Origin of the sequence: Embleya sp. NBC_00888, from assembly GCF_045207655.1 — a bacterium.
GTDB lineage: Bacteria > Actinomycetota > Actinomycetes > Streptomycetales > Streptomycetaceae > Embleya.
In genome coordinates this window covers 2,430,633-2,454,442 of sequence record NZ_CP108785.1, presented here as the reverse complement: position 1 = coordinate 2,454,442, position 23,810 = coordinate 2,430,633, and the positions used below count along the sequence as shown (strand labels likewise).

Below are 23,810 nucleotides of genomic sequence, written 5' to 3'. Positions count from 1 at the left end.
GTATGGCGCGGGCGGCTCGGCGGTGAAGTACGCGTGCCCGAGGGTAACCGCGATAGCGGTTGGCGGCGTCGGCGGGATCGGTCGCACCGGCGGTATCGGCGGCACGGCCCTGACGGCGTTCGCCATCCTGACCTTCTCGCTCAGCTTCCCGGCGACCGTGTGGGTCCTGGACGGATTCGGCCCGTGGACGGTCACCGGTCTGCGCGGTCTGCTCGCGGCCGGGTTCGCCGGGGCCGCCCTGCTGGTCGTGCGGGCACCGCTGCCCGCCCGGGCGGACCGGATCGCCCTCGCCGTGGTCGCGGTCGGTTGTGTGCTCGGCTTCCCGCTGCTCACCACGCTCGCGTTGCAGACCTCGTCGACGGCGCACTCGGCGGTGGTGATCGGCCTGCTGCCGCTTGCCACCACGGTCTGCTCGGTGCTGCGCACCGGCGAGCGGCCGAGCCGGACGTTCTGGGCGGCGGCGGTCGCGGGCGCGGTCGTGGTGTTCGCGTTCGCCGTGCAGCAGAGCAGCGGTGGCCTCGGGCTCGCGGATGTGTACCTGTTCGGCGCGCTGGTGTTGTGCGCGGCCGGCTACGCGGAAGGCGGCCGACTGGCCCGGCACATGCCCGGATGGCAGGTGATCGCGTGGGGCGTGGTGGCGGCGGCGCCGGTCACCGCGCTGATCTCGGTGTCGGGGTTGGCCACCGCGCCGGTACACCTCGACGCCCGCGGTGTGAGCGGGCTGCCGTATCTCGCGGCGTTCTCGCAGTTCCTCGGCTTCGTCGTGTGGTACCGGGGCATGGCGGCGATCGGCGTGCCGGCCGCGAGTCGGTTGCAACTCGCCCAGCCGTTGCCGACGTTGGGCTGGGCGGTGCTGATCCTGGGCGACTCGTTGACGCCCGCGATGCCGATGGCGGCGCTCGGCGTGTTGGCCTGCATCGTGCTGACCCAGCGGACCAGGACCACTCCCGCGCGAGCTTGACCCATCGCGGCCCGAACGCGAGCCGGTTCCGGGCTGGTTCGGCGGAACCGGCCGGGGCGACGGTGCGTCACATCCGCGTTGCGCCGGTCGGCGCGCGGGTGCGAGGGGCGACGTGAGGTGGGGCGCGTGATCGGAGCGGGAGCAGGACGGGGCGGCGGCGGGCCCGCGTCGGTGGCCTCGGCTCTTGCGGGGGTGTTGCTGCCGGCCGGGTGCGGCGGTGGCGGTGGCGGCGGCGAATCGCGCGTGATGAGCGACCCCGCGTCCCTGCTTGTACGCGCCCGCCGCACCGGGCGCCCAGGAGGCGGGCGCCCGGGCCCGGACGGCCCAGGCGGCGAATCGATGGATCCGGGAGCGGCGGATGGACGCACCGCGCCCCTTCACGGTGACCGGCGGCTACCGAGACCGGGTCGGCGACCGGGAACCGGACCGGGGTGGCCTCAAGGCATCCCTGGTCGACGGATGCATCGCCGTGGCACCGGAGTCGGTCCCGCGACGCGGAGATCCGCTGGGTGGACGGGACGGTGGTGCACCGTACGTTGCTGCCGCCGGAACGCACGTACGGGGAAAGGAGCATGCCGGGCCGACGCGACGGCGGGTGCGACCGGGGTCCGCGCGCCGAGGCCCCGTCCGGCGCCGGCTCCCGGCGCCCTGATCTCCCCGCACGAGGGCTTCCGTGCCCGGAGCCCTCGTGCGGGGGCTCGCATCGACACTTTGCCGGCGGCTCGCGGGGTCGCTCGGCCCGGTCCGCCCCGCCTTCCCGGTTCGTCGGGGGTCCCGGCCTCGGGGATGCCGGTGGTATCGGTCGCAGGGGTGTCGCGTGACCCTCGCGGCCGGGTCAGGCCACCGGGCGGATGCGGTCGACGCCGGCTCGGCGCAGTGCCGTTGCCAGGTTGTTCCGGGCCTCGGTCTGGGCCGCGATGCGGGCGTCCAGTACGGCCAGCCGGTCCAGCGCGATCCGCACGGCGGCGGCGGACGGCGGGCGGGCGACGACGTCCACGCCGGCGTCCAGGCAGGGCAGGAAGGCGCGTACGTCGTCCAGGGTGAGACCGACGCCGAGCAGGTCACGGATCGAGCGAACCCGGGCCACGTCGCGCTCGTCGTAGACCCGATAGCCGTTCGCCGACCGGGCCGACTCGATCAGCCCCGCCTGCTCGTAGTGGCGCAACGCGCGCGGCGTCGCGCCGGTCGCCTTCGCCAGTTCACCGATCCGCATCCGGACACCTCCGCTGCGACCACACCTATCACGAGCGCGCGCCGCGCATCCCACCCGGCACGGTGCGGCGAGTGGGCGTCCACCCGCTCGCCGCCGCCCGCCTCGAACCGCCTCCGGTCAGGAGATCACCGCGCCCCCGTCGACGGGCAGGATCACGCCCGTGACGAAGGAGGCGCCCGGTGCGGTCAGGGCCGTGACGGCCCAGGCGACCTCCTCGGGGTCGCCGATCCGGCCCAGCGGGGTGTGGGCGAGTTGCCAGGCGCGGATCGCGGCGCGTTGTTCGGGGCTCCAGCCCTGGTGGTCGGCGATCGGCGTGGTGATCGCGCCGGGTGCGACCGCGACGACCCGCACGCCGCGCGGGGCCAACTCGACCGCCCAACTGCGGGTGAGCAGTTCGAGGGCGGACTTGCTCGCCGCGTACAACGAATTCCCCGGCCACGCGCGCTGCCCGACCGAGGTGGTGATGTTGACGATCACCCCGCCGGACCTCTCCAGCACCGGCAGCGCGGCCTGGGTCAGCAGCACCGGCGCGATCAGATTGGTGGCGAGCAGCGGGTCGATCATCTCGCGCGTGTACGTGCCCAGATTGCCGGTGCCCACGATGCCCGCGTTGTTGACGAGCACATCGAGCCGCCCGCGGGTCTCGGTGACCGTACGCACGATCCGCTCCGGCTCGCCCTCGGCGGTGATGTCGGCGGCCAGCGGCGTGATGCGCTCGTACCCCTCGGCGGTCTCGCCGAGCGGCTCGGCCCGGCGCCCCACCGCGATCACCCACGCGCCCTCGGCGGCGAAGGCGCGTGCGGTGGCCCGTCCGATCCCGGTGCCGGCACCGGTGACCAGGACGACGCGGGCGGGACGGGAGTCGTCGTCGTTCGAGTTCATGCCGCGATGCTCCAACCCTGCCGCCAACGACAAGGTCAAGCATCCGACCCCGGACCGTCCTGGCCACCCATCGCGACGGTGAGTCGCTCACGGCCGAACACGGCTTCCCGGTGCGCCTGATCGTGCCGCACCTCTACGGCTGGAAGGGCCTCAAGTGGGTCCGCGGCATCGAGTACCTCACCCAAGATCGCCGCGGCTTCTGGGAACAACGTGGGCATCACAACATCGGCGACACCCGACGGGAACAGCGCTACTCCCACCAGGAGCACGCGGACGACGGTCCACCCCTGTGACCCGTCGGTCGGGGTGCGGCGTGCGTCCACGCCGGCGGGGTGCGCCGCATCCACCGGAGCGTCCGCTTCGGTCGGGTCGCATCCGCGAGGTGGGGTTCGTGTCGGTTTCGACCCGGCGGATTCATCCCGAATAGCGTGGTGATCACGCACCGGGGATCCGCCCCCGGACGATCGAGGATTCAGGTGCATCCCCATGTCGCTCAGCATCCGTAACCAGTTCCCGGGCACCGTGACCTCCGTGGTGACCGGCGAAGTGATGGCCACCGTCAAGGTTCGCCTGACTTCGGGTCGGGAGCTCACCGCGGCGATCACCGTCGACGCGGTCGAGGACCTCGGCCTGGCCGAGGGCAGCGGGGTACGGGTCCTGGTGAAGTCCACCGAGGTGTCGCTGGCCACCGGCCCGGTCACCGGACTGAGCATCCGCAACAAGATTCCCGGTACGGTGACGCACATCGCCACCGGCGGCGCGATGGCCGGCGTCAAGGTCAGCGTCGAGGACGGCGAACTCACCGCCGCGATCACCGCGGACGCCGCGACCGAACTCGACCTCGAGGTCGGCTCCTCGGTGACGGCACTGCTCAAGTCGACCGAGGTCTCGCTCGCCACCGTCTGACCCACGGCAGGACGCCCGCCACCGGTGCACGGCGGTGGTGCCGTTGCCGAACTCGGCGGTGCCGACCGCGAGGTCGAAGCGGGCTTCCACGTCGCCGACCTTCCCGTGCGTCTCGCCCACGAAGCTGTCCTGCGGCCGGGCGATCCGGGCCTTTGTGGCGTCCTTGTCGGGCAGGACCGGGCCCGGGGCCCGTGGCCTCCTCGGGGTTGCTGTTCCTGCGTCGATGCCGCGTGCGGCAGGCAGGGCCGGTTGGGCCGGAGGCATCGAACGTGGGTGCGGGTGGGGACGTAGGCTTGCGGATCGGTTCGATGGCTGATTCATCCGTAGGCGGAGGCTTTACATGTCCCAACCCGCTCCACGTTCGCGGACCCGGCCCAGGGTCGCGGTCTTCGGTGCCGGCAGTGTCGGCTGCCAGCTCGGTGGTCGGCTCGCCGCGTTCGCCGATGTCACGCTGATCGGCCGGCCGTCCGTGCTGGACGCGCTGGTGGACGGGTTGACCGTGACCGGCGCGGGCCGCCCGCGGACCGTGGTCGCGCCGGAGCTGTTGACCCTGGCCGAGTCGCCGGACGCGGTGGCCGGCGCCGACTTCGTACTGGTCACCGTCAAGTCGGCGGCGACCGAAGAGGCCGGGCGTGCCCTGGCCGGGCGGCTCGATCCGGCCGCGATCGTGGTCAGCCTGCAGAACGGCGTCCGCAACCCGGCCGCGCTGCGGGCCGCGTTGCCCGGGCACACGGTGTTGGCCGGCATGGTCCCGTACAACGTGCTGCGCACCGAGCCCGCCGTCTTCCATCAGGGCACGTCCGGCGCGTTGATGATCGACGCGAACCCCCGGGTGATCCCGCTCGTGGACGTGCTGGTCGAGGCCGGCATCCCGGTGCAGGTGCGTGAAGACATGCCCGAGGTGCAACACGCGAAGCTGCTGATGAACCTGAACAACGCGGTCAACGCGCTGTCGGGACTGCCGCTGCGCGATCAACTCGGTCAACGCGACTACCGCACCTGCCTGGCGCTGTGCCAGGGCGAGGCGCTGGCGGCGTTCCGGGCGGAGGGCATCCGGCCGGCCAAGCTCGGGCCCGCTTCCGCCGCGCGCAATCGGCAACTGCTCGCGCTGCCCGATCCGCTGTTTCGCCGGCTGGCGGGTTCGACGCTGCGCATCGACGCGAAGGCCCGGTCGTCGATGTGGGAGGACCTGCAGCGGGGCCGGCGGACCGAGGTCGACAGTGTGCAGGGCGAGATATTGGCGATCGCCGAACGCAACGGGCTGACCGCCCCCGCCAACGCGCGCATGATCGAACTGATCCGCCAGGCGGAGGCGGCGCCGGCGGGGCAGGCCCGACAGTGGAGCGGCCCGGACCTGCTGGCCGAACTCACGACGGCGGTCGCCGCCGGCTGACCCGGGCGTCGGCGTCCGTGGGGATCGGTGGTGTCACCACGTGCGGGCCGCCCGGACCAGGTGTTCGTGGACCAGGGTCAGGTGCGGGTGGTCCGCGGTGCCCGCGCGGCGGACCAGATAGCCGGTGTTGATCGGTGGGTCGTCGGGCGTGAGCAGCGGGACCAGCGCGCCGGAGGCGAGTTCGGCCGCGCACAGGTAGCGGGGGAGTACGGTCAGGCCCGCGCCGGCGACCACCGCGGTCAGCACGCCGCGCAGGTCCGGGACCGTGATGGCGGCTCGTTCGGTGAGCCGGGTGCCGAACACGTGACGCCAGTAGCGGCGGGCGATCGGCAGATCCTCGGCGTAGCTGATCACCGGTACGCCGCGCAGCGCGACCGGGCCCTCGGCGGCGACCCGATCGGGCCCGATCCGCTCGGCCCAGGTCGGCGCCGCGACCAACACGAACTCCTCGTCCATCAGTGGCACGGCCGCCAGCGTGCGTCCGCGCGGCCGGATCGTGGCCAGGACCAGGTCGTGTCGACCGGCGCGGAGCCCGTCGAGCAGGTCGTCGGTCATTCCGGTGGTGATCCGCAACAACACGCCGCGCTCGATCAGCGGCGCGAGCGCGGGCAACGCGCGCACGCACAGGATCTCGGCGGGACCGGCCAGGTGCACCGGCTCCGCCGGAGTGTCCGCGCCGAACCGGTCCCGCTCGGCGACCTCGGCCAGCGCGTCCAGCGGGTCCGCGACCCGGATCGCCAGGTCGTCCGCGATCGGTGTGGCGGCCACGCCCCTGGGCAACCGCTCGAAGAGCGCCCGGCCCAAGCGGCGCTCGAGCGCGCGGATCTGGGTGGTGACCGTGGGCTGGGACAGGCCGAGGACGCGGGCGGCGCCGGTGAACGAGCCGGCGCGGTGCACCGCCAGGAAGGTGCGCAGCAGGGTCAGATCCAGCGGGCCGCGCGCGACCGGGTCCGGTATCGACGCCGACCCGGCGTCCGAGGGCAACCCATCGGAATCTTCATGGCTCATGGTGGAGAGCCTATTTGAATGCCGATGGGTGGGCGATCTAGGTTCGAGTCCGACGGCGCGACGCCACCGACGGCGGGTCGCACCGGCGGCGGGCCGCACCGAGAGGTGTGACGCACCGGCGGTGGGACGGGCCGACGGCACGACGCACAGACCGCGACGCACGGAGGGCGCCGTACCGACGCGACGCACCGAGGGCGCCGTTCCGGCCGCCACGAACGACCGGGTGGATCCGACGGCGAACATCCGACGATCCGAACGCCGCGACGCACCCACGCACCGACGAAGCGATCACATGATGGCTCCCGAGCGCACCCGCTCGGCGGCGCCGAATGGAGAGAGACTCATGGCGAAGATCCTGTTCGTGCTCACCGGTTCCGACCACTGGACGCTGGCCGACGGCACGCGGCACCCGACCGGCTTCTGGGCCGAGGAGGCAGCCGCCCCGTTCGAGGCGTTCACCGCGGCCGGTCACGAGGTCGTGGTCGCCACTCCGGGTGGCGTGGCACCCACCGTCGACCGGGCGAGCCTGGCGCCCGAGGTGAACGGCGGCCCCGACGGAGTGGCCGCGGTGACCTCCGCGCTGGAGCGGTTCACCGCGCTGCGCACGCCGATCGACCTGGCCGACGTCGACCTCGCCGACTACGCCGCCGTCTTCTACCCCGGTGGCCACGGGCCGATGGAGGATCTCGCGGTGGACGCGACCTCCGGCGCGCTGCTCACCGCGGCGCTCGACTCGGGCAAGCCGCTGGGTGTGGTCTGCCATGGGCCGGCCGCGCTGCTCGCCGCGAAGCGCGCCGACGGCACCTCGTCGTTCGCCGGCTACCGGCTGACCGCGTTCACCAACGCCGAGGAGACCCAGGCCGGCTTCGCGGACCGGGCCGAGTGGCTGCTCCAGGACCGCCTGACCGAACTGGGAGTCGATTTCCGGGAGGGCACTCCGTGGGCGCCCTACGTGGTCGTCGACCGCAACCTGTACACCGGCCAGAACCCCTCCTCCGCCGCCCCGTTGGCCGCCGAACTGGTAAAGGTCCTGGGCTGACCCGAGCGCCGACCGGCGCCGCCGAGGTGCGGCGGCGCCGGTCGGTTCCGTGCTCGGGTGTCACCGGCCGTCCGTCGGCAGGGGTGACACCGCGGTCACCGCGCCCGAGGTGGACGTGCCGACGAGAGCGGGCGGCACGTTGCCCGGAGCGGACGGTGCGTCGCCCGGGCCGGCCGGCCCGGTGTCCGTGCCGCGCGGGGCGGTCGTGGGACCGAGCATGCGGGCGGCCGGGATCAGGATCGCGGTGAGCACGGCGACCACCGCGAACGAGGCGCTCAGCGACGCGCGGTCGGCGATGCCGCCGACGAGGGCGGGGGCGATCAGGCCGGACGTGTAGGTGACCGTGGCCACGCCCGCGATGGACTGACTCGGGTCGTCACCGATCCGCCCGGCCGCCGCGAAGGTCAGCGGGAGGACCGCGGACACGCCCACGCCGAGCAGCGCGAAGCCGAGCGCGGCGGGCAGTGGGGAGTGCGCGGTCGCCACCAGGATCGCGCCGATCGTGGCCGCCACCGCGCCGGCCCGGACCGTACGGGTCACCCCGAACCGGTCCACGACCGTGCCGGAGGCCAGTCGGGCGATGGCCATCGTGCAGGCGAAGCCGGTGTAGGCGAGGGCCGCGACACCGGGGGAGGCGTCCGCGACCTCCCTGAGGTGTACCGCGCTCCAGTTCATCCCGGCGCCCTCGGCGAAGATCGCGCAGAAGCCGACCGCGCCGATCACGAGCACCGGGCGGGACGGCAGCGCGAAGCGTGGCGGGGCCTTCGCGCCGGCGGTGGGACGCGCGTCGAGCAGGTTGTGGCCGGCGAACCAACCCGCCGACGCGAGCAACAGGGCCAGGATGGCGAGGTGTACGCGGGCGTCCAGCCCGGCGAACGCGGCGGCCGCGCCCAGACCCGCGCCGATCAGCGCGCCCGCGCTCCACATTCCGTGCAGCAGCGGGAGCGTCGAGCGGCCGAGCCGCCGTTCGACCACGAGTCCCTGCGTGTTCATCGCCACGTCGGACATGCCCGCGCCCACGCCGAACACCAGCAACGCCGCGCACAGCCACGGCAGGCCCGGCGCGGACGCGGGCAGCAGCGGTACCGCGCACCACAGCGCGATCAGGCAGCGCAGCGCGGTCCGGCCGCCGTGTCGGTGCACCAGCGACGCGGCCAGCGGCATCGCCAGCGAGGCGCCGACGGCGGGCGCGGCCAGCGCGAGCCCCAATTGGCCCGGACTCAGATCGAGGTGGTCCTGAAGCCAGGGCAGGCGGGACGCGAAGCCGCCGCCGACCGCGCCGTGCACGGCGAAGATCAGGCTTGCCGCGATCCGGGCCCGACCGGCCTCGGCGACCTCGGTGGTGGACGGATCGGGCGGTGGCGGTGGTGCCTCCGTTGCCGTGGGCGGCGGGGCGGAGGAAGCGAGCGGCGCGACGTCGGGCGTGTGCGACGGCGATTGCGGTGGCGTCGATGAGGTTGCCGGCGCAGGCGTCTGCGAAGTCGCCCGCGCAGGCTTTTGCGAAGGCGAAAGCGGGGGCGAGGGCAGGCCGGCGGTGTTCGGCGACATGGAAGTCTGCGTCATGGTGCGATAAATTATCAGGCAGGGTTCCTGAAAGAAAGAGTCTGCGAGGATCGGTATCCATGACAGCCGCCCACACCGCGACGCCGAGCACCGCCCGTGCGATCAACGATCGCCTGGCGCTCGATCTGCTGATCGAGCACGGCCCGTTGACCGCCTCCCAGCTCAAGACCCTCACCGGACTGTCCCGCCCGACGGTCGCGGATCTGGTCGAACGCCTCGGCGGCGCGGGCCTGATCCACCTGGTCGGCGAGGCGGGCGAGCGACAGCGTGGCCCGAACGCGCGGCTGTACGGCATCGTCGCCGAGCGCGCCCACATCGCCGGCCTGGACGTGCGCGTGGGCGGGGTGGAGGTGGCCGTCGCCGACCTGACCGGCCGGACCGTCGCGACCGGCGCGCTGGCGATACCGCCGGATCGTGATCCCGGACAAGCCCTCGCCGATGTGCTCGAACTGCTCGACGACGCGGCGACCCGAGCCGGCGCCGACACCCTGCACACCTTCGGGATCGGCGCTCCCGGCCTGATCGACCCGGTCTCCGGCAACCAGCGCTCGGCCGACTTCCTGCCGGGCTGGCACGCCCTCCTGGTGACCGCGCTGCGCGAGCGCGGGCGAGTGGTCCTGGAGAACGAGGTCAACCTCGCCGCCATCGCCGAACAGCGCTTGGGCGCGGCCCAAGGTCTGGACACGTTCGTGCTGGTCTGGCTCGGCCAGGGCATCGGCGCCGGCGTGATGCTGGACGGGCGGCTGCGTCGTGGAGCCTCGGGCGGCAGCGGTGAACTGGGCTTCCTCCCGGTCCCGGGCACCGATCACCTGCCCTCGCGCACCGACTGCAAGGGCGGCTTCCACACGCTGGTCTCCGGTGTCGCGATCGAGGAACTGGCCGCCCGACACGGCTTCACCGGCAATGCCGTGGAATGCGTCCGGGCGGCGGTCGAGCAGGAGGGTTCGCCGTGGCGGGCGGAGGCGGGTGCGGCGTTCCTGGACGAACTCACCGGCCGGGTGGTGCTCGGGGTCGCCGCGCTGGCGGTCATCCTCGACCCGGGCTGCGTGGTGCTGGGCGGCGAGACCGGACGGGCCGGCGGCACGGTGCTGGCCGATCGGGTGGAGGCCGCACTCGCCGAGGCGACTCCGCTGACCACCCGGGTACTGGCGGGCGCGGTGCCCGGCAACGCGATTCTGGACGGTGCCGTGCTGACCGCCCTCGACGAGGCGCGCGACGACCTGTTCGGCCGCCCTCGGCGCTGAGTTCGCCGGGTGTCACGCCTTCCGGTGGGCGTCCGAAGTGCCGGACGTGTCCGAGGCGTCCGGGGCTCGCGTGCTCACACCCGGTGGGAGCCGGAGAGCAGACCGGCGGGCGCGACCGTGCTCCACGCGTCGAAGAGTTCGGTGACGTTCGGGTAGCGCTCGGCCGGGTCGCGCCGGGTCGCCCGCTCGACCACGGCGAGTTGCGCCAGCGTGCCGCGCCACGCGCGTTCCTCGTCGCCCGCGTCCAGCAACAGGCGCAGCGTGCGGCCGAGCAGGAACACGGTGCCGGTGCGGGTGACCAGCGCGCCACGCCGACTGTGCTCGGGCGGCATGTACCGGGTGGACCCGGACAGCCGCGCGCAGTCGAGCACGAACGGCGCGCTGCGGTATTCGTCCAGGTCGATCAGGTGCACGCGGCGCGCGTCGAAGTCGTACAACACGCACCCGTCGTACCAGTCCACGCCCACGTAGCCGGCCGCGTCGATCAGCCGGTGTGCGTCGAGGATCGCGTCCAGGGCGGCGTGTACGTCGTCCAACGGCAGCGCCCGGAAGCGGGCGAGCGGCGAGGCCGCGCCGGTGCGCAACTGCTTGCCCGCGCGCTTGACCGTCGAGTGGTACAGCACCTCGCCCGTGCGCCACGGCCCCACCGTCACCGGAACACCGTTGGCGTTGAACGTGTGCAGCACCGGCACGATCGCCGGGTGCCGTACGTGCGCGTGCAGGTCGATCGCGCGGCGCAGGCTGAGCGCGGACGCGGGGTTGGGGCCGGTCTTGACGAACCAGTTCCCCTCGGCGTGCACGCCGTAGGAGACCGCGCCGGAGTCCTGGTCGCCGAACGTGGTGTGCACGGTCCCGATCGAGCGCAGGAAGTCGGCAGGGTCCTGCGCGGTGTCGATGGCGTCGAGCAGTGGGTGCGGCACGGCGGTGGGCCTTTCCTGGCGGGTGTTCCGGACCCGCCGCCCGGGTGTCGGCAGCGTGGAGACGGATCGAGCCTGTGGGCATCGGGTCCTTGTAGGCGACGGTAGCGCCCTCGGGAAGGGCGATGGGGCGTTTTCGGTGGAAGCCCCGCAGATGAGGGGCCTGCCAGGGGTGCTCGGAAGGCGGAAAGGAACACGAATTCGGGGGACTGTGTCAGCAAGCGCGGCAATTGCGCGGCCGCTCCCCGGAGCGATCTCACACCGTGCCGCGGCCTCGGTTTCCACGCCGGATCGGCCCGACGAGGCGGAGCGCGGTGGGCCCGCCACATCCGCCTCGTCCGCCGCGCCGCGGATGGATACCTCCCCAAAGGTTCTCCACAGCGCTATCGGATCGGTTCGGGTGGGTTCCCGGCTCGACCGGCCGGCCCGGTATCGGTGATCCCGGGCCGGTGATCGGGAACCGACACAGGGGAATCGCCGGCCGACCGAAGCCAACCGGGGCGAACCCACGTTCGACCGACGCGGATCGCGACCGGCGCCTCTTCCGCACCACCACCCCGGCCCCGACCACACGAATCCGGGCAGGCGAACACGACATCAACAGCCGGCCGCCGCCACGCTAGTCCGCAACAGCCCCCTCCCAACAGACGATTACCGGACACAAACACCAACTCCACTGCACCACCCACCGCTGCGCACGACCGGGGAGCGAAATCAGGCTCCCTGAAACGAGGTTCGGCACGCCGTAACGCGGTTCGCAACGTCGAGCCGCGCTTGCCGCCGCCCGATGCCGCTTCTCCGGTTCTCGGGCGAGGGGCCGTCGATGCGCTCCGACAGAGGGCGGTCGTCGTCGCGTCGGTCGGGGGACCGGGTGGAGTTGCCGGCGAGGGGTGTGGAGGGCGGGGTATGGTTGGGAGATGCGGTTTACAGCGGGTCGGAGTTGGTGGCGCTCCACTTAGGGGCGACCACCATTCGTGCATGACCAGGGTCGTTCGGACGGACGGCCCTTTTTTGTGCCCTGGATCAGGGATGGGTGCCGTCGGGACGGCGATCCGCCCACAGACCAGGAGACAGATCATGACCGGCACGCCGAACACCACGATGCACACCTCCGTTTCGGTCCTCCCGACCGAGTCGGCAGCCCCCATCGACCCGATCGCCCCCGTCGACCCGATGGGTACGAACGCCGCGCAGGCTCGAAGTGCCGTTCTCGAAGCGCGGATTCGTCGCGAACCGGGGCGATTTCGAGTGCTCACCGGGGACCGCCCGACCGGACGGCTGCATCTGGGCCACTACTTCGGCACCCTGCACAACCGGGCGCGCCTGCAGAATCTGGGTGTCGAGCAATACCTGGTCATCGCCGACTACCAGGTGCTCACCGACCGCGACGTGGCCGACCGGCTGATGGAGTACGTCGACGGGCTGCTGCTCGACTACCTGGCGGTCGGGATCGACCCGGACCGGACCACGATCTTCACGCACAGCGCCATCCCGGCGCTCAACCAACTCCTGCTGCCCTTCCTGAGCCTGGTCTCGGTCGCGGAACTGGGCCGCAATCCGACGGTCAAGGACGAGATCGCGCACTCGCGGCAGGCGGCGGTGAGCGGGCTGATGTTCACCTATCCCGCGCACCAGGCGGCCGACATCCTGTTCTGCAAGGGCAACCTGGTCCCGGTCGGCCAGGACCAACTGCCGCACCTGGAGCTGACCCGCACCATCGCCCGTCGCTTCAACGACCGATACCCGGCCGGCGGGCGTCCCGTCTTCCCCGAACCCGAGGCGCTGTTGTCGGCCGCGCCGCTGCTGCTCGGCACCGACGGCACCAAGATGAGCAAGAGCCGGGGCAACGCGATCGCGCTGGCGGCGACGGCGGACGAGACGGCGAAACTGATCCGCGGGGCCAAGACCGACGCCGACCGGCACATCACCTACGACCCCGAGACCCGCCCGGAGGTGTCCGGCCTGGTCCTGCTGGCCGCGCTCTGCCAGGGCCGCGATCCGCATCGGGTCGCGGAGGAGATCGGTACGGCGGGCGCCGCCGCGCTCAAGCGGACCGTCACCGAGGCGGTGAACGAGTTCCTGGCCCCGATCCGGGCCCGCCGCGCCGAGTACGCGCGCGACCCGGCCCAGGTCCGGCGCATCCTGCACGCGGGCAACGAACGGGCGGACACGGTGGCCCGGGCGACGTTGCGCGAGGTGCGCGAGGCGATGATGAGCCTCTACTGAGCACGGGCCGTCCCACGGATACGACCGATGCACACCGACGGTGACCCGTCGACCGCGTGCTCGGCGGGTCACCGGTCGGTGTGGAGGATGAGGAGGTGGTCCCGGTGATCCGGGATTCGTACACGGTGCGACCCATCGGCAGGGTCGAATCGGTGCTCGTGGACCGGCGTTCGGCGCCCCGGCAGGCGGACGAGGGGGCGCCGGACGCGTGGTTGGTGTTCGCGGAGGAGGTGCGCGCGGGACTCGGCGACCTGCGCGCGGGCGACGAGGCGGTACTGCTGACCTGGCTGGACCGGGCCGCCCGGGACGTACTGACCGTGCATCCGCGCGGCGAACGGGAACGGCCGGCCACCGGCGTGTTCAGCACCCGCTCACCGGACCGGCCGAACCCGATCGGGCTGCACCGGATCGTGATCGTGCGGGTGGAGGGCCTCAGGGTGCACGTACGCAACCTGGAGGCGATCGACGGCACTCCGATCCTGGACCTCAAGCCCGTCCTGGGCCCGACGTCCGAACGCTGAGGACGCCGACACACCCCCGGCGCCCACCGGGACGGGGTCGTGCACCGCGTACCCGGCCGGCCGGCGCTCAGCCGACGAGGTCCGCGATCCGGGCCGGGTCCTGCGCGGCCGGCCGCTTCGGCCGATCCCGCATCAGGTACGCCACCAGCACCGCGGATACCAGCAGCATCGCCGAGCCCGTCCACAGCGCCAGGTGCAGGCCGTCCATGAACGCGGTCGTCGCGGCGTCGCGCACGACCGCCGGCGTGTCGCCCAGGTGCCCGATTCCGCCGCCACCACCCGACGTGCCGGCGTCGACGATGCGGCGCGCGTCGTCCGCCGGGACCCGCGCGTCGGCCAACAGCTCGGTCAGTCGGCTCGACAACCGTGCGGTGAGCACCGCGCCGAGGGCGGCGATGCCGACCACGCCGCCCAGTTCGCGGGCGGTGTTGGTGACCGCCGAGGCCATGCCGGCGCGGGCCGGTTCGACGCGGGACATCACCGCGACCGAGATCGGTGTGAAGCACAGGCCCATGCCCGCGCCGAGGAACGGCAGCACCCAGAAGAATTCGAGATAGGAGACGTCCTTGCCGTAGAACGAGAGCCCGCCGAGCGCGACCGCGCACAGCGCCAGTCCGGACGCGAGCGGTACGCGCGGGCCGATCCGGCCGGCCAGGTGCCCGGAGATCGGCGCCGCGATCATGATCGCCAGGGTGGACGGCAAGGACGCGAAGCCCGCCCGGGTCGGCGAGTAGCCGAGCACGTCCTGCATGTACAGGCCGAGGAAGAACAGCGCGCCGAACATCCCGAAGCTCACCGCGAATCCGCCCCACACCGCGGCGCCGATCACCCGGTCGCGCAGGAAGCCGACGTCGAGCATCGGTTGGGCGACCCGCAGTTCCACGCACACGAAGGCGATCAGCGCACCGGCGGCCAGTGTGGCGGCGGCGAGCACCCGGGCCGAGCCCCAGCCCTGGGCCGGGCCCTCGATCAGCGCGAACACCAGCGCGCCGATACCCAGGACGCCCAGGACGAGCCCCGGCACATCGAACCGGCCGCGACGCTCGGCGAATTCGGGCAGGACCGCGGCGCCGACCAGGATTCCCGCGACGCCGATCGGCACGTTGATCCAGAACACACTGGCCCAGCCGAACGCGTCCACCAGCGGGCCGCCGATCACCGGGCCGAGCGCGAGTCCGGCGCCGGACACCCCCGACCAGATGCCGATCGCCCGAGCCCGCTCGCGATCGTCGGTGAACACGTGTCGGATGATCGACATGCTGCCGGGCAGCAGCAGCGCGCCGCCCACGCCCTGCACCGCGCGACCGGCGATCAGCGCCGTGAGCGATCCGGCCAGCGCGCACACGATCGAGCCCGCGGTGAACACGCCGAGGCCGATCAGGAACACCGGGCGCCGGCCGTACCGGTCGCCCAGTGTGCCGCCGGTGAGCAACAACGCGGCGAAGATCAGGCTGTAGCCCTCCATCACCCACTGCAGTCCGCTGACCCCCGCGCCCAGGTCCCGATCGATGCTGGGCAGCGCGTTGGAGACCACGACGTTGTCGAGCATCGCCACGAACAGCGCGACGCACAGAGTGGCCAGGATCAGGCCCTTGCGCGGCGCGCCGGCCTGGGCCGACGCCGCCGGGATCGGGCCGCCCGAGGCGGTCGGCGAGGGTTCGGATCCCGGTATCGGATCGTGGGGTTCCTGTCCCGGTATCGGACCCGGGGGATCGTGCGCCATGGTCACTCCCTAACGGTGTTAGTTGGCATCTAACGGTGTTAGATTGCACTTCGTCGGGCGCCGACGCAACAGGATTGACGCGGATCCGGGATCGGAGGCGGCCCGAATGAGGAAGAGAAATGACCTGAATCCGCGGGAGGATCGACCCGACGGTTCGGCGGGTGACGCCCGCCGGGGTCGACGACAGGGAGTGGGCATGACGGGCAAGGGCCGGGCGCCGGCGGACGGCGCGCGACGGCGGCCGGCGGTGACCCTCGACGCGTTGGTCCGGGCGGCGTTGGTCGTGCTGGAGCGCGACGGCCTGGACGCGTTGTCGATGCGCTCGGTGGCGGCCGAACTCGGCGTGCGGGCACCGTCGTTGTACTGGCACGTGCGGGACAAGGAGGAATTGCTCGACCTGCTCGCCGATGGGCTGCTCGGGCTCGGCGTCTCCGCGTTGCCGCCGCTGCGCGGCGACTGGCGGATCGAACTGCGCGAACTGGCCTGGGCGTTCCGCGCGTTCCTGAACCGAAGGCGGGATTCCGTACGGGTGCTGATCGGTCGTTTCCCGACCGGTCCCGGGATGGCCGCGGTGATGGAGCATCAGCTCGCCATGCTGGACCGCGCCGGGTTCGACCGGCAGGACGCGGCGTACATCACCTACGGCCTGAGCACCCTGGTGACCGGGTTCGTGTACAGCGAACAGCGGCCGGTCTCGGCCGCGGCCGCCGCCGGGGTGCCGATCGGTGAGGCGGTGGGCGCGATCGGCGACACCATCGAGGCATTGCCCGCGGACACCTACCCGCACCTGGTGGCGACCGCGCGTGAACTCACCGGGCCGGGCATCGACGCACGCTTCGAGTTCGTCCTCGAACGTTTTCTGGACGGCCTGGCCATCCTGCCCCGGACGACGAGGGCCGACCCGGACCCGTCCGACCCGACCGACCCGACCGGTTCGCCGGAACCAACCGACTCGACCGAGGAGGCCTGACGACGAGCCGTAAGGACCGGACGGTAGGCTCGCGTGCCCGCTCCGTCATGATTCGACGTTGAATCACGTCTCGAATTCGGCGAGTTCACCAGGAATTAACCCGCCCTGTGCCCAACTGAGCGGTATTCGGTGGACGGTAGTGCCATCCATCCAGGACAATCCGCCGTCGGACTGTCGGCAAGCGATGAGTTTCGGGGCGCCGCGCAGTCTGAACTCCTGTATGCAACACAACTATTTCGGCACCGTCCGGTTGGCTCCGGGCGGTGTCGTGGACAGTCTCGATCACCGGCCCTCAAACCCGGCGTCGAGCTGACTCCATGTTGTCGATCGACCGCTGCTTCCTTGGAATCAGCCCATCAGCTGGGGGAAACATGAACCGGATCAAGGCGCTTGCGGCGTTGCCGTGCGGGCGTCGATCCAAGTGGGTCGTGCTGGCCTTGTGGGTGGTGTTGCTCGTCGTGGCAATGCCGCTCTCGAGCAAGCTGACCGACGCTCAGAACAACGAGGTCTCGTCCTGGCTGCCCGCCGAGGCCGAATCCACGAAGGTCATTCACGAACAGAAGGACTTCCGCCCGGACACGACGGTTCCCGCCGTCGTGGTCTACGAGCGGGAGTCCGGTCTGACGCCGGACGACACGAAGGCGATAGCCGAGGACCGGGCCAAGTTCGGCACCGCCAAGGGTGTCACGAACCAGGTCGAGCAGCCGACGTTCGATCCGCTGAACAAGGCCGCGCAGACCCTGGTTCCGATCACCGTCAAGGACGGCGGCTGGAACGACCTCGGTGACGCGGTCGATCAACTCAAGGAAGCCCTGAAGGACAATCCGGCGGGCCTGAAGTCGTACGTCACCGGCCCGGCCGGACTCGGCTCGGACCAGGCCTCCGCGTTCGAGGGCATCGACGGGACGCTGCTGTACGCGACGCTGGGCGTGGTCGTCCTGATCCTGCTGTTCACCTACCGCAGCCCGGTGTTGTGGCTGCTCCCGGTGATCTCGGCGGTCGCGGCGCTGTTCATGGCGCAGGCCGTGGTGTACCTGTTCACCAAGGCCGGTCTGGTCGTGAACGGGCAGAGCGCGGCCATCCTGACCGTGTTGATCTTCGGCGCCGGCACCGACTACGCGTTGTTGCTGATCGCGCGCTATCGCGAGGAGCTGCACCGGTACGAGGACCGGCACGAGGCGATGGCGGCCGCGCTGTTCCGCGCCGGTCCGGCGATCGTGGCCAGCGCCGCGACGGTCGGCGTCGGCATGTTGTGCCTGATGGCCGCCGAGATGCAGTCCACCAAGGGCCTGGGGCCGGTCTGCGCGCTCGGTGTCCTGGTCGGCCTGGTCGCGATGACCACGCTGCTGCCCGCGCTGCTGGTGATCGTCGGCCGCTGGGTGTTCTGGCCGATCCGCCCGGCGTACGAGCCGGACGCCGTCACGCACGACGAGAACGGCCTGTGGGCCAAGGTCGGCCGGCAGATCGCCCGCGGTCCGCGCCTGGTGTGGATCGTGACCGCGGTCATCCTCGGCGTGATGACCATCGGTCTGACCAACCTCAACGGCGACGGCATCGCCAACAAGGACTCGTTCACCAACAAGCCGCAGTCGATCAGCGGCCAGGAGGTCTCCGAGCGCTACTTCCCGGCGGGCTCCGGCGACCCGATCGTGGTGATCGGCCGGGAGTCGGCCGGGGCGACGCTGATGCAGACGCTTCAGGCGACCCCCGGGATCGCTCCCAACGGCGTGCGTCAGACCGGCGCGGCGAACGGGCGGGTGCAGATCGAGGGCGTGATGAGCGACTCGCCCGACTCGGCGGCGGCCAAGGCGACCGTCGACCGGGTCCGCGCCGCGATGCACGCGGTGCCGGACGGCGCGGCCAAGGTCGGCGGCGGCACGGCGACCCAGATGGACATCGCCAAGGCGTCCGAGCACGACGACAAGGTGATCATCCCGCTCATCCTGCTCGTGGTGCTGATCGTGCTCGGTCTGCTGCTGCGGGCGGTGATCGCGCCGCTGGTGCTGATCGCCACCGTGGTGTTGTCCTTCGCCGCGGCCCTGGGCATCAGCGTGTTCATCTTCGAGCACCTGTTCGGCTTCAAGGGCACAGACGTGAGCTTCCCGCTGTTCGTGTTCGTGTTCCTGGTGGCACTGGGCATCGACTACAACGTGTTCCTGATGAGTCGGGTGCACGAGGAGTCGAAGCGGCACGGGACCCGGCGCGGCGTGCTGATCGGGCTGTCCGCGACCGGTGGTGTGATCACCTCGGCCGGCCTGGTGCTGGCCGCCACGTTCGCGGTGCTCGGCACGCTGCCGATTGTCTCGTTCGCCGAGATGGGCTTCACCGTCGCGCTGGGCGTGTTGCTGGACACCTTCATCGTGCGCTCGGTGCTGGTCACCGCGCTGGGCCTGGACATCGGTCGCAAGATCTGGTGGCCGAGCAAGCTCGCGCAGCGCCCGGACGAGGAGGACGAGCCGAAGGCCGGCGGCGACGGCGACCGGGAAGGCGTCCTGGTGAGCTGATCCATCGCGGGGCCGGTTCCACCGGCACCGGATGATCGAGGGTGGTGGGCGGATCGCATCCGCCCACCACCCTCTTCGCGTTCGGACGGGGAATCCGTCGCGCCCGGTCAGGGAACGCGCGGGCCCGCCCACGGCGAGGCCGTACGCCGCGAACCAGCTCCGGCCCGGCGCGCGCGGGGACTAGGCGGTGCCGTTCCGGGCGCGGAGCGCGGCGAGGAACCACGCGAAGACCGGCGTCATGCTCGGCCGGGACGGCCAACCGTTCATCACGCCCAGCAACTGCCAATAGCGTTCGGCGCGCGGGTCGGAGCCGATCTCGAAGCGCTCGACGAGCCAGGCGACGAAGGCCGCGTCGGGAGTGCGACCGAACGTGGTGGCGTACCGCGCGAGCAGGTCGGCGACCACCGGTTCGGCCTCGGGCGAGGTCGGCTCGACGCCGGCCGTACGGGCCACCTCGACCAGTTCGCGGGTGATGGTGGACAGCCGCTCGTGCGCGTCCGGCGCGACGTCGTCGCCGCGACCGCGCGCCTGCGCCTGGTACTCGGCCATCCGCCGAATCGACGCGCGGAAGTCGGGATCGGCGACCAACTCGCCGAGCTCGACCCACGCCTCGAGCTGCTCGGAGGTCGGGTCGTCGGGCAGGTTCGGCAATCCGCAGCGCATCTTGGCCAGGAAGTCCGGGTCCACGTCCAGGTCGGCGAAGGTCGCGTCGAGGAAGTCGGTGACGATCTTCCGGCGTTCCTCGTCGGACAGTTTCGCGAGCTTGTGCATCAGTTCCAACTCCTCGGGACTCGATCCCCGCCGCGCCACCGCGCGCAGTACGGCCCGACGCAGCCGCAGGGTGCGGATCTGCGTGTCCACCGCGTTCGCGTGCGCCCGCGCGACCTCGCCGACGGTGACCTCGCGCGCCAACACGCGACGGATGGTCTCCAGATCGATGTCGAGGTCGCGCAGCGTGCGCACGAGTTCGAGGCGGACCAGCGCGTCGAGGTCGTACAGCCGGTAGCCGGCGGGACTTCGTTGAGTGGGCGGCACGACACCCGCGTCCGCGTAGAACCGGATCGTGCGAACCGACAAGCCGGTCCGCCGCGCCAGGTCGCCGATCGAATACAGGGTCGCGCCGTCCATGTCCCTCACCGTGCCGTCTCCACCGGGTGGAGACTCAAGTCCGATCCCCGAGCCTACGAGTTCGCGGCCCGCGGAGCGGCCCTGATCAGCCCTTGAGCCCGATCCGGTCCATCAGCACCATGCCGTCGTTGGTGAGCACCATGCCCACCACCGTCGACCGGTGGAACCCGGTGACCACGGACGACTGGTACGTCCACAGCGGCGCGTCCTGCTTGAGCTGCGCGGCGACCGCGGTGTACGCGGCCTTGCGCTGGGCCGGGTCGTTGGTGGTCCGGGCCTTGTCCAGGTTCTGGTCCACGGTGGGGTTGGCGTACAGCAGGTAGTTGTTCGGGCTGGTGCTGTACAGGTTCACGTACAGCCCGGGTTCGGCGTCCGAGAGGTAGTAGCTGAACATCGCGGCCTGGTAGTTCTTGTTGATCACGATGTCGGTCTGGAACGCGGCGATGGGCATCGGCGCGATCTTGACGCCGATGTTCTTCAGGCCCTGGAGCGAGGTCATGATGTACTCGGCGGTCCGCTGCGCGTTCGCGTTCTGCGGGATCGAGTACGTGAAGTCCAGCGGCTTGCCCTCGGCCGCCAACTCGTTCAGCAGCCGCTGCGCCTCCGCACGGTCGGTGCGCTGAACGGTCTCGGTACCCGGCTCCACCAGCGGACTGTCCGGCGGGAAGATGCTGTGCGTGGGAGTGCCGTTGCCGCTGAAGGAGATCTTGTTCACCTCGTTCGCGTCCAGTGCGAGCTGCACCGCGCGGCGGGCCCGGACGTCGTCGAACGGGGCACGCTTGTTGTTGAAGTAGAGCGACTCGCCGCCGATGATCGTGACGACCTTGGTCTCCAGGCCCTTCTGCTTGGCCTTGACCGGGTCCTCCGCGTTGACCGAGACCTTCAGGTCGGCGCCGCCTGAGTAGACCGTCTCCAGCGCCTGCGTGCTGTCCTGGATGATCTTGAACACCACGGTGTCCGCGTACGGCTTGGCCGCGCCCTGCCAGTAGCCCGGGTTCTTGACGAACGTCATGTGGTCGCCGTTGGTCCACTCCTTGAACGTGTACGGACCGGCGCCGATCGGGTTGCGGGCGAAGCCGGCCGGGTCCTTGCGGTACGCGGCGGGCGAGACGATGAAGGACAGGTTGGACGCGACGATGTGGTCGAAGTTGGCGTTCGGGCCGGTCAGCGTGATCTTGAGCGTGGTGGGGTCGACCACCTCGGTGGCCTTGACCGCCTGGATCGTGCCCGCCTGGTACGACTTGCGCGCGGGCGCCGCGTGCTCGTCCCAGGTGAACTTCACCGCCGCCGCGTCGTAGGGCGTGCCGTCGGAGAACTTGACGTTCGGTTTGAGCTTGAGTGTCCACGAGGCGTTGCCCGGGTCCGGGGTCAGGCTCTCGCCGATCTGCGGCATCACCTTGCCGGTCTTCGCCTCGTGCCAGAACAGCGAGTCGTAGACCGCGTTGAGCCGGGTGTTGTCGGTATAGGAGTTGCTCAGCGCGCCGAACGGGTCCATCGAGCGCATGTCGCTCGCCATCGCCACGGTCAGCGTTCCGCCGCTCTTGGGCGCGACCGTGGAGGTGTCCGTGTCCTTGGCCGCCTTGTCCTCGCCGCCGCCGCACGCGCCCAGCAGCAGGCACGCGGCGACGGCGGGGATCACGGTACGGAAGGCGCGCCCGCCGGCGGGGCCCCGGGCCGGGGCGTCGGGGCCCGGTATAACGCGTTTCGTGTCCATGTCTGTGCCTCGCTTCGATCTGTGCGTCGACCCCCGAGGGGCAACCGGTGGCGGAGCATAACCGAAGCCGTGAACGATCTTTGTCGCGCTTTTTCGGGTACTGATGGATGTTTCGCCCGGTGCGCCCCGGCGCGGCAACGGTGGGGCTCCCGACGGCGCCCACGGGCAAGTTCCGTATCGCATGGTCCGGTTGATCGACCGCGCCCGGAAGCCCTCGTCCGTGACGAGGGCTTCCGGGCGGTGTGCCGAGGTCGGGTGCCGGATGTCTGCCCGGTGCCCGATGAGCGGTGCCGCGGGTGTCAGCGCACCGGCCGCAGGGTCTTGCTCCACAGCACGGTGGAGGCGCCGTCGCGCAGATTGACCGTCAGATCGCCCGAGGGGCCGTCGATCTCGACCTCGCCGAAGTGCTGGAAGCCTTCCAGCGGCGAGTAGTTCGCGCGCGGCGGCGCGTGCACGAACTCGGCCTTCGGGCCGAACGTGCCGTCCAGCGCGTTGGGGCCGAACGCGCCCGCGTTCAACGGACCCGAGACGAACTCCCAGAACGGGTCGAAGTCCTTGAACGCCGCCCGCGCGGGGTCGTAGTGGTGCGCCGCGGTGTAGTGCACGTCGGCGGTCAGGAAGACGATGCCGCGCACACCGCGTCGTTGCGCGGTGCGCAGGATCGTGGCGAACTCCATCTCCCGACCCAGCGGCGTGCCCGGGTCGCCCTGCGCGACGCCCTCCTGCGCGGCGGCGCCGTCCGGCACCACCAGGCCCAGCGGCAGGTCGTTGGCGATCACCTTCCAGGTGGCCCGGCTCTGCGACAGCCCCTCGATCAGCCACCGCCGCTGCCGGTCGCCGAGCAGCCCGCGCTCGGGGTCGGCGTAGCGGTTGTCGCCGTTGGGGTCCTTGTAGGTGCGCATGTCCAGGACGAACACGTCCAGGTGCCGGCCGTAGGAGAGTTTGCGGTAGACCCGGTCGTCACCGATCGGCACCCACTCGCGGAACGCCTGCTTGGCGCGCGCGGCGAGCACGTCGACGCGCTTCTCGGTGTAGCGCGCGTCGTCCAGGATCTGGCCCGGGTACCAGTTGTTGCGCACCTCGTGGTCGTCCCACTGGTTGATCTGGGCGACCTCGGCGGCGAACGCCCGGTAGTTGCGGTCGAGCAGGTTGTAGGCGAACTGGCCCCGGTACTCGGTCAGCGACTCGGCGACCTTGGACTTCTCCGGGGTGACCACGTTGTGCCAGATCCGGCCGTCGGGCAGCGGGACGCTCTCCACCAGTGGGCCGTCCGAATAGACCGTGTCGCCGCTGTTGAGGAAGAAGTCCGGACGCAGGCGGCGCATCTGCTCGAAGATGGTCATGCCGCCGATGTCCGGGTTGCTTCCCCAGCCCTGCCCGACGGTGTCGCCGGACCACACGAACCGCACGTCGGAGCGGCTGCGCTCGCTCGGCGCGGTGAGCAGCGAACCGGTCACCGCCTCGCCCGCCGCGCCGCGCTCGCCCTCGACCCGGACGCGGTAGTGGATCCGCCGCCCCGCCGGCAGGTCGCGCAGGCGAACCCGGCCGGTCAGGTCGCCGGCCGGAGTCAGCCACGGACCCCGCACGCGGTGCGCGTCGCGCAGGTCGGGCCGGGTGCCGTACTCGACGATCAGCCGACCGGGCCGATCGGCGCGGCCCCACACGATCGCCGAGGACGCGGTGGCGTCGCCACTTTGCACACCGTGGCTCAGGCTCGGCCGGCCGGAGGCCACGTACGCGGGCGCGTCCGACGTCGAGGCCGAGGCCGAGGTCGCGCCCACCACTGGGGCGATCGCCAGGCCCGCGCCGACGACGGAACCGGTGCGCAGGAGGGTCCTTCTGTCCACTGAGGTCATGGACATGTGTGTAGTGGCGCCGGGCGACGTACCGGCGAACGC

18 protein-coding genes and 1 pseudogene are annotated in these 23,810 nt (G+C 71.6%); 10 read left to right on the top strand and 9 right to left on the bottom strand.

All coding sequences use genetic code 11. The features are described from left to right. Positions 1-76: 76 nt before the first annotated feature. A complete protein-coding gene (locus OG948_RS45075; RefSeq protein ID WP_331773514.1) occupies positions 77-961 on the top strand; it encodes a DMT family transporter in 885 nt (294 codons plus the stop codon). 835 nt (positions 962-1,796) lie between these two features. Here the strand turns inward: OG948_RS45075 and OG948_RS45070 are convergent. After that, on the bottom strand, positions 1,797-2,174 hold the full coding sequence (locus OG948_RS45070; RefSeq protein ID WP_331770804.1) for a MerR family transcriptional regulator: 378 nt from the start codon (positions 2,172-2,174) through the stop codon (positions 1,797-1,799). A gap of 117 nt (positions 2,175-2,291) precedes the next feature. Beyond that, entirely contained in the window at positions 2,292-3,056 is a 765-nt protein-coding gene (locus OG948_RS45065; RefSeq protein ID WP_331770803.1) for an SDR family oxidoreductase, read from the bottom strand. Between the two features lie 50 nt (positions 3,057-3,106). On the opposite strand from OG948_RS45065, the pseudogene OG948_RS45060 reads away from it, so the two are divergent. The 3 genes and pseudogenes from OG948_RS45060 to OG948_RS45050 all read left to right on the top strand — a co-directional run. After that, positions 3,107-3,349 (top strand): annotated as a pseudogene (locus OG948_RS45060) (molybdopterin-dependent oxidoreductase); the annotation flags it as partial. A 193-nt stretch (positions 3,350-3,542) separates the two neighbouring features. Continuing rightward, entirely contained in the window at positions 3,543-3,962 is a 420-nt protein-coding gene (locus tag OG948_RS45055; protein WP_331770802.1) for a TOBE domain-containing protein, read from the top strand. Positions 3,963-4,302: 340 nt separating this feature from the next. Next, complete coding sequence (locus tag OG948_RS45050) at positions 4,303-5,355, top strand: 2-dehydropantoate 2-reductase (protein ID WP_331770801.1); 1,053 nt, start codon at positions 4,303-4,305, stop codon at positions 5,353-5,355. A gap of 33 nt (positions 5,356-5,388) precedes the next feature. Here OG948_RS45050 and OG948_RS45045 read toward each other — a convergent pair whose 3' ends face one another. Next, the gene (locus tag OG948_RS45045) at positions 5,389-6,363 is read right to left on the bottom strand and encodes a LysR family transcriptional regulator (protein ID WP_331770800.1); all 975 of its coding nucleotides are present in this window, start codon (positions 6,361-6,363) and stop codon (positions 5,389-5,391) included. A gap of 343 nt (positions 6,364-6,706) precedes the next feature. Between OG948_RS45045 and OG948_RS45040 the strand changes: the two genes are divergently transcribed. Next, positions 6,707-7,402 carry a type 1 glutamine amidotransferase domain-containing protein gene (locus OG948_RS45040; RefSeq protein WP_331770799.1) on the top strand — a complete coding sequence of 232 codons (696 nt, stop codon included), beginning with the start codon at positions 6,707-6,709 and terminating at the stop codon, positions 7,400-7,402. Between the two features lie 60 nt (positions 7,403-7,462). On the opposite strand, the gene OG948_RS45035 is transcribed toward OG948_RS45040, so the two are convergent. After that, positions 7,463-8,965, bottom strand: a complete 1,503-nt coding sequence (locus OG948_RS45035; protein WP_331770798.1) for an MFS transporter — start codon at positions 8,963-8,965, stop codon at positions 7,463-7,465. Positions 8,966-9,024: 59 nt separating this feature from the next. Here OG948_RS45035 and OG948_RS45030 point away from each other — a divergent pair, with 59 nt between their 5' ends. After that, entirely contained in the window at positions 9,025-10,209 is a 1,185-nt protein-coding gene (locus OG948_RS45030) for an ROK family transcriptional regulator (RefSeq protein ID WP_331770797.1), read from the top strand. Positions 10,210-10,283: 74 nt separating this feature from the next. Here the strand turns inward: OG948_RS45030 and OG948_RS45025 are convergent, their stop codons facing one another. After that, on the bottom strand, positions 10,284-11,129 hold the full coding sequence (locus OG948_RS45025) for a serine/threonine protein kinase (RefSeq protein ID WP_331770796.1): 846 nt from the start codon (positions 11,127-11,129) through the stop codon (positions 10,284-10,286). 1,170 nt (positions 11,130-12,299) lie between these two features. On the opposite strand from OG948_RS45025, the gene trpS reads away from it, so the two are divergent. After that, positions 12,300-13,352 (top strand): tryptophan--tRNA ligase, encoded by a 1,053-nt coding sequence (trpS, locus tag OG948_RS45020; RefSeq protein WP_331773513.1) that lies wholly within the window; start codon positions 12,300-12,302, stop codon positions 13,350-13,352. A gap of 104 nt (positions 13,353-13,456) precedes the next feature. Beyond that, complete coding sequence (tsaA, locus tag OG948_RS45015) at positions 13,457-13,873, top strand: tRNA (N6-threonylcarbamoyladenosine(37)-N6)-methyltransferase TrmO (RefSeq protein ID WP_331770795.1); 417 nt, start codon at positions 13,457-13,459, stop codon at positions 13,871-13,873. A 67-nt stretch (positions 13,874-13,940) separates the two neighbouring features. Here the strand turns inward: tsaA and OG948_RS45010 are convergent, their stop codons facing one another. After that, positions 13,941-15,596 carry an MFS transporter gene (locus OG948_RS45010; protein WP_331770794.1) on the bottom strand — a complete coding sequence of 552 codons (1,656 nt, stop codon included), beginning with the start codon at positions 15,594-15,596 and terminating at the stop codon, positions 13,941-13,943. Positions 15,597-15,792: 196 nt separating this feature from the next. On the opposite strand from OG948_RS45010, the gene OG948_RS45005 reads away from it, so the two are divergent. Continuing rightward, a complete protein-coding gene (locus OG948_RS45005; RefSeq protein WP_331770793.1) occupies positions 15,793-16,566 on the top strand; it encodes a TetR/AcrR family transcriptional regulator in 774 nt (257 codons plus the stop codon). Positions 16,567-16,937: 371 nt separating this feature from the next. Continuing rightward, a complete protein-coding gene (locus OG948_RS45000) occupies positions 16,938-19,070 on the top strand; it encodes an MMPL family transporter (protein WP_331770792.1) in 2,133 nt (710 codons plus the stop codon). A 180-nt stretch (positions 19,071-19,250) separates the two neighbouring features. Here the strand turns inward: OG948_RS45000 and OG948_RS44995 are convergent, their stop codons facing one another. The 3 genes from OG948_RS44995 to OG948_RS44985 form a co-directional block, all read right to left on the bottom strand. Continuing rightward, positions 19,251-20,198 (bottom strand): MerR family transcriptional regulator, encoded by a 948-nt coding sequence (locus OG948_RS44995; RefSeq protein WP_331770791.1) that lies wholly within the window; start codon positions 20,196-20,198, stop codon positions 19,251-19,253. An 85-nt stretch (positions 20,199-20,283) separates the two neighbouring features. Then, positions 20,284-21,912 carry an ABC transporter substrate-binding protein gene (locus OG948_RS44990; RefSeq protein ID WP_331770790.1) on the bottom strand — a complete coding sequence of 543 codons (1,629 nt, stop codon included), beginning with the start codon at positions 21,910-21,912 and terminating at the stop codon, positions 20,284-20,286. A 299-nt stretch (positions 21,913-22,211) separates the two neighbouring features. Beyond that, positions 22,212-23,768: an alkaline phosphatase D family protein gene (locus OG948_RS44985; RefSeq protein ID WP_331770789.1), complete on the bottom strand. Its 1,557-nt coding sequence runs from the start codon at positions 23,766-23,768 to the stop codon at positions 22,212-22,214. Positions 23,769-23,810: the final 42 nt, after the last annotated feature.

Bases quoted from the DNA above. Each gene is read 5' to 3' on its own strand.
- OG948_RS45070 (WP_331770804.1), bottom strand. From the start codon at position 2,174: ATGCGGATCGGTGAACTGGCGAAGGCGACCGGCGCGACGCCGCGCGCG.
- OG948_RS44985 (WP_331770789.1), bottom strand. From the start codon at position 23,768: ATGACCTCAGTGGACAGAAGGACCCTCCTGCGCACCGGTTCCGTCGTC.
- OG948_RS45050 (WP_331770801.1), top strand. From the start codon at position 4,303: ATGTCCCAACCCGCTCCACGTTCGCGGACCCGGCCCAGGGTCGCGGTC.
- OG948_RS45030 (WP_331770797.1), top strand. From the start codon at position 9,025: ATGACAGCCGCCCACACCGCGACGCCGAGCACCGCCCGTGCGATCAAC.
- OG948_RS45010 (WP_331770794.1), bottom strand. From the start codon at position 15,596: ATGGCGCACGATCCCCCGGGTCCGATACCGGGACAGGAACCCCACGAT.
- trpS (WP_331773513.1), top strand. From the start codon at position 12,300: ATGGGTACGAACGCCGCGCAGGCTCGAAGTGCCGTTCTCGAAGCGCGG.
- OG948_RS45045 (WP_331770800.1), bottom strand. From the start codon at position 6,363: ATGAGCCATGAAGATTCCGATGGGTTGCCCTCGGACGCCGGGTCGGCG.
- OG948_RS45065 (WP_331770803.1), bottom strand. From the start codon at position 3,056: ATGAACTCGAACGACGACGACTCCCGTCCCGCCCGCGTCGTCCTGGTC.
- OG948_RS45000 (WP_331770792.1), top strand. From the start codon at position 16,938: ATGAACCGGATCAAGGCGCTTGCGGCGTTGCCGTGCGGGCGTCGATCC.
- OG948_RS45005 (WP_331770793.1), top strand. From the start codon at position 15,793: ATGACGGGCAAGGGCCGGGCGCCGGCGGACGGCGCGCGACGGCGGCCG.
- OG948_RS45055 (WP_331770802.1), top strand. From the start codon at position 3,543: ATGTCGCTCAGCATCCGTAACCAGTTCCCGGGCACCGTGACCTCCGTG.
- OG948_RS44990 (WP_331770790.1), bottom strand. From the start codon at position 21,912: ATGGACACGAAACGCGTTATACCGGGCCCCGACGCCCCGGCCCGGGGC.
- OG948_RS44995 (WP_331770791.1), bottom strand. From the start codon at position 20,198: ATGGACGGCGCGACCCTGTATTCGATCGGCGACCTGGCGCGGCGGACC.
- OG948_RS45040 (WP_331770799.1), top strand. From the start codon at position 6,707: ATGGCGAAGATCCTGTTCGTGCTCACCGGTTCCGACCACTGGACGCTG.
- OG948_RS45035 (WP_331770798.1), bottom strand. From the start codon at position 8,965: ATGACGCAGACTTCCATGTCGCCGAACACCGCCGGCCTGCCCTCGCCC.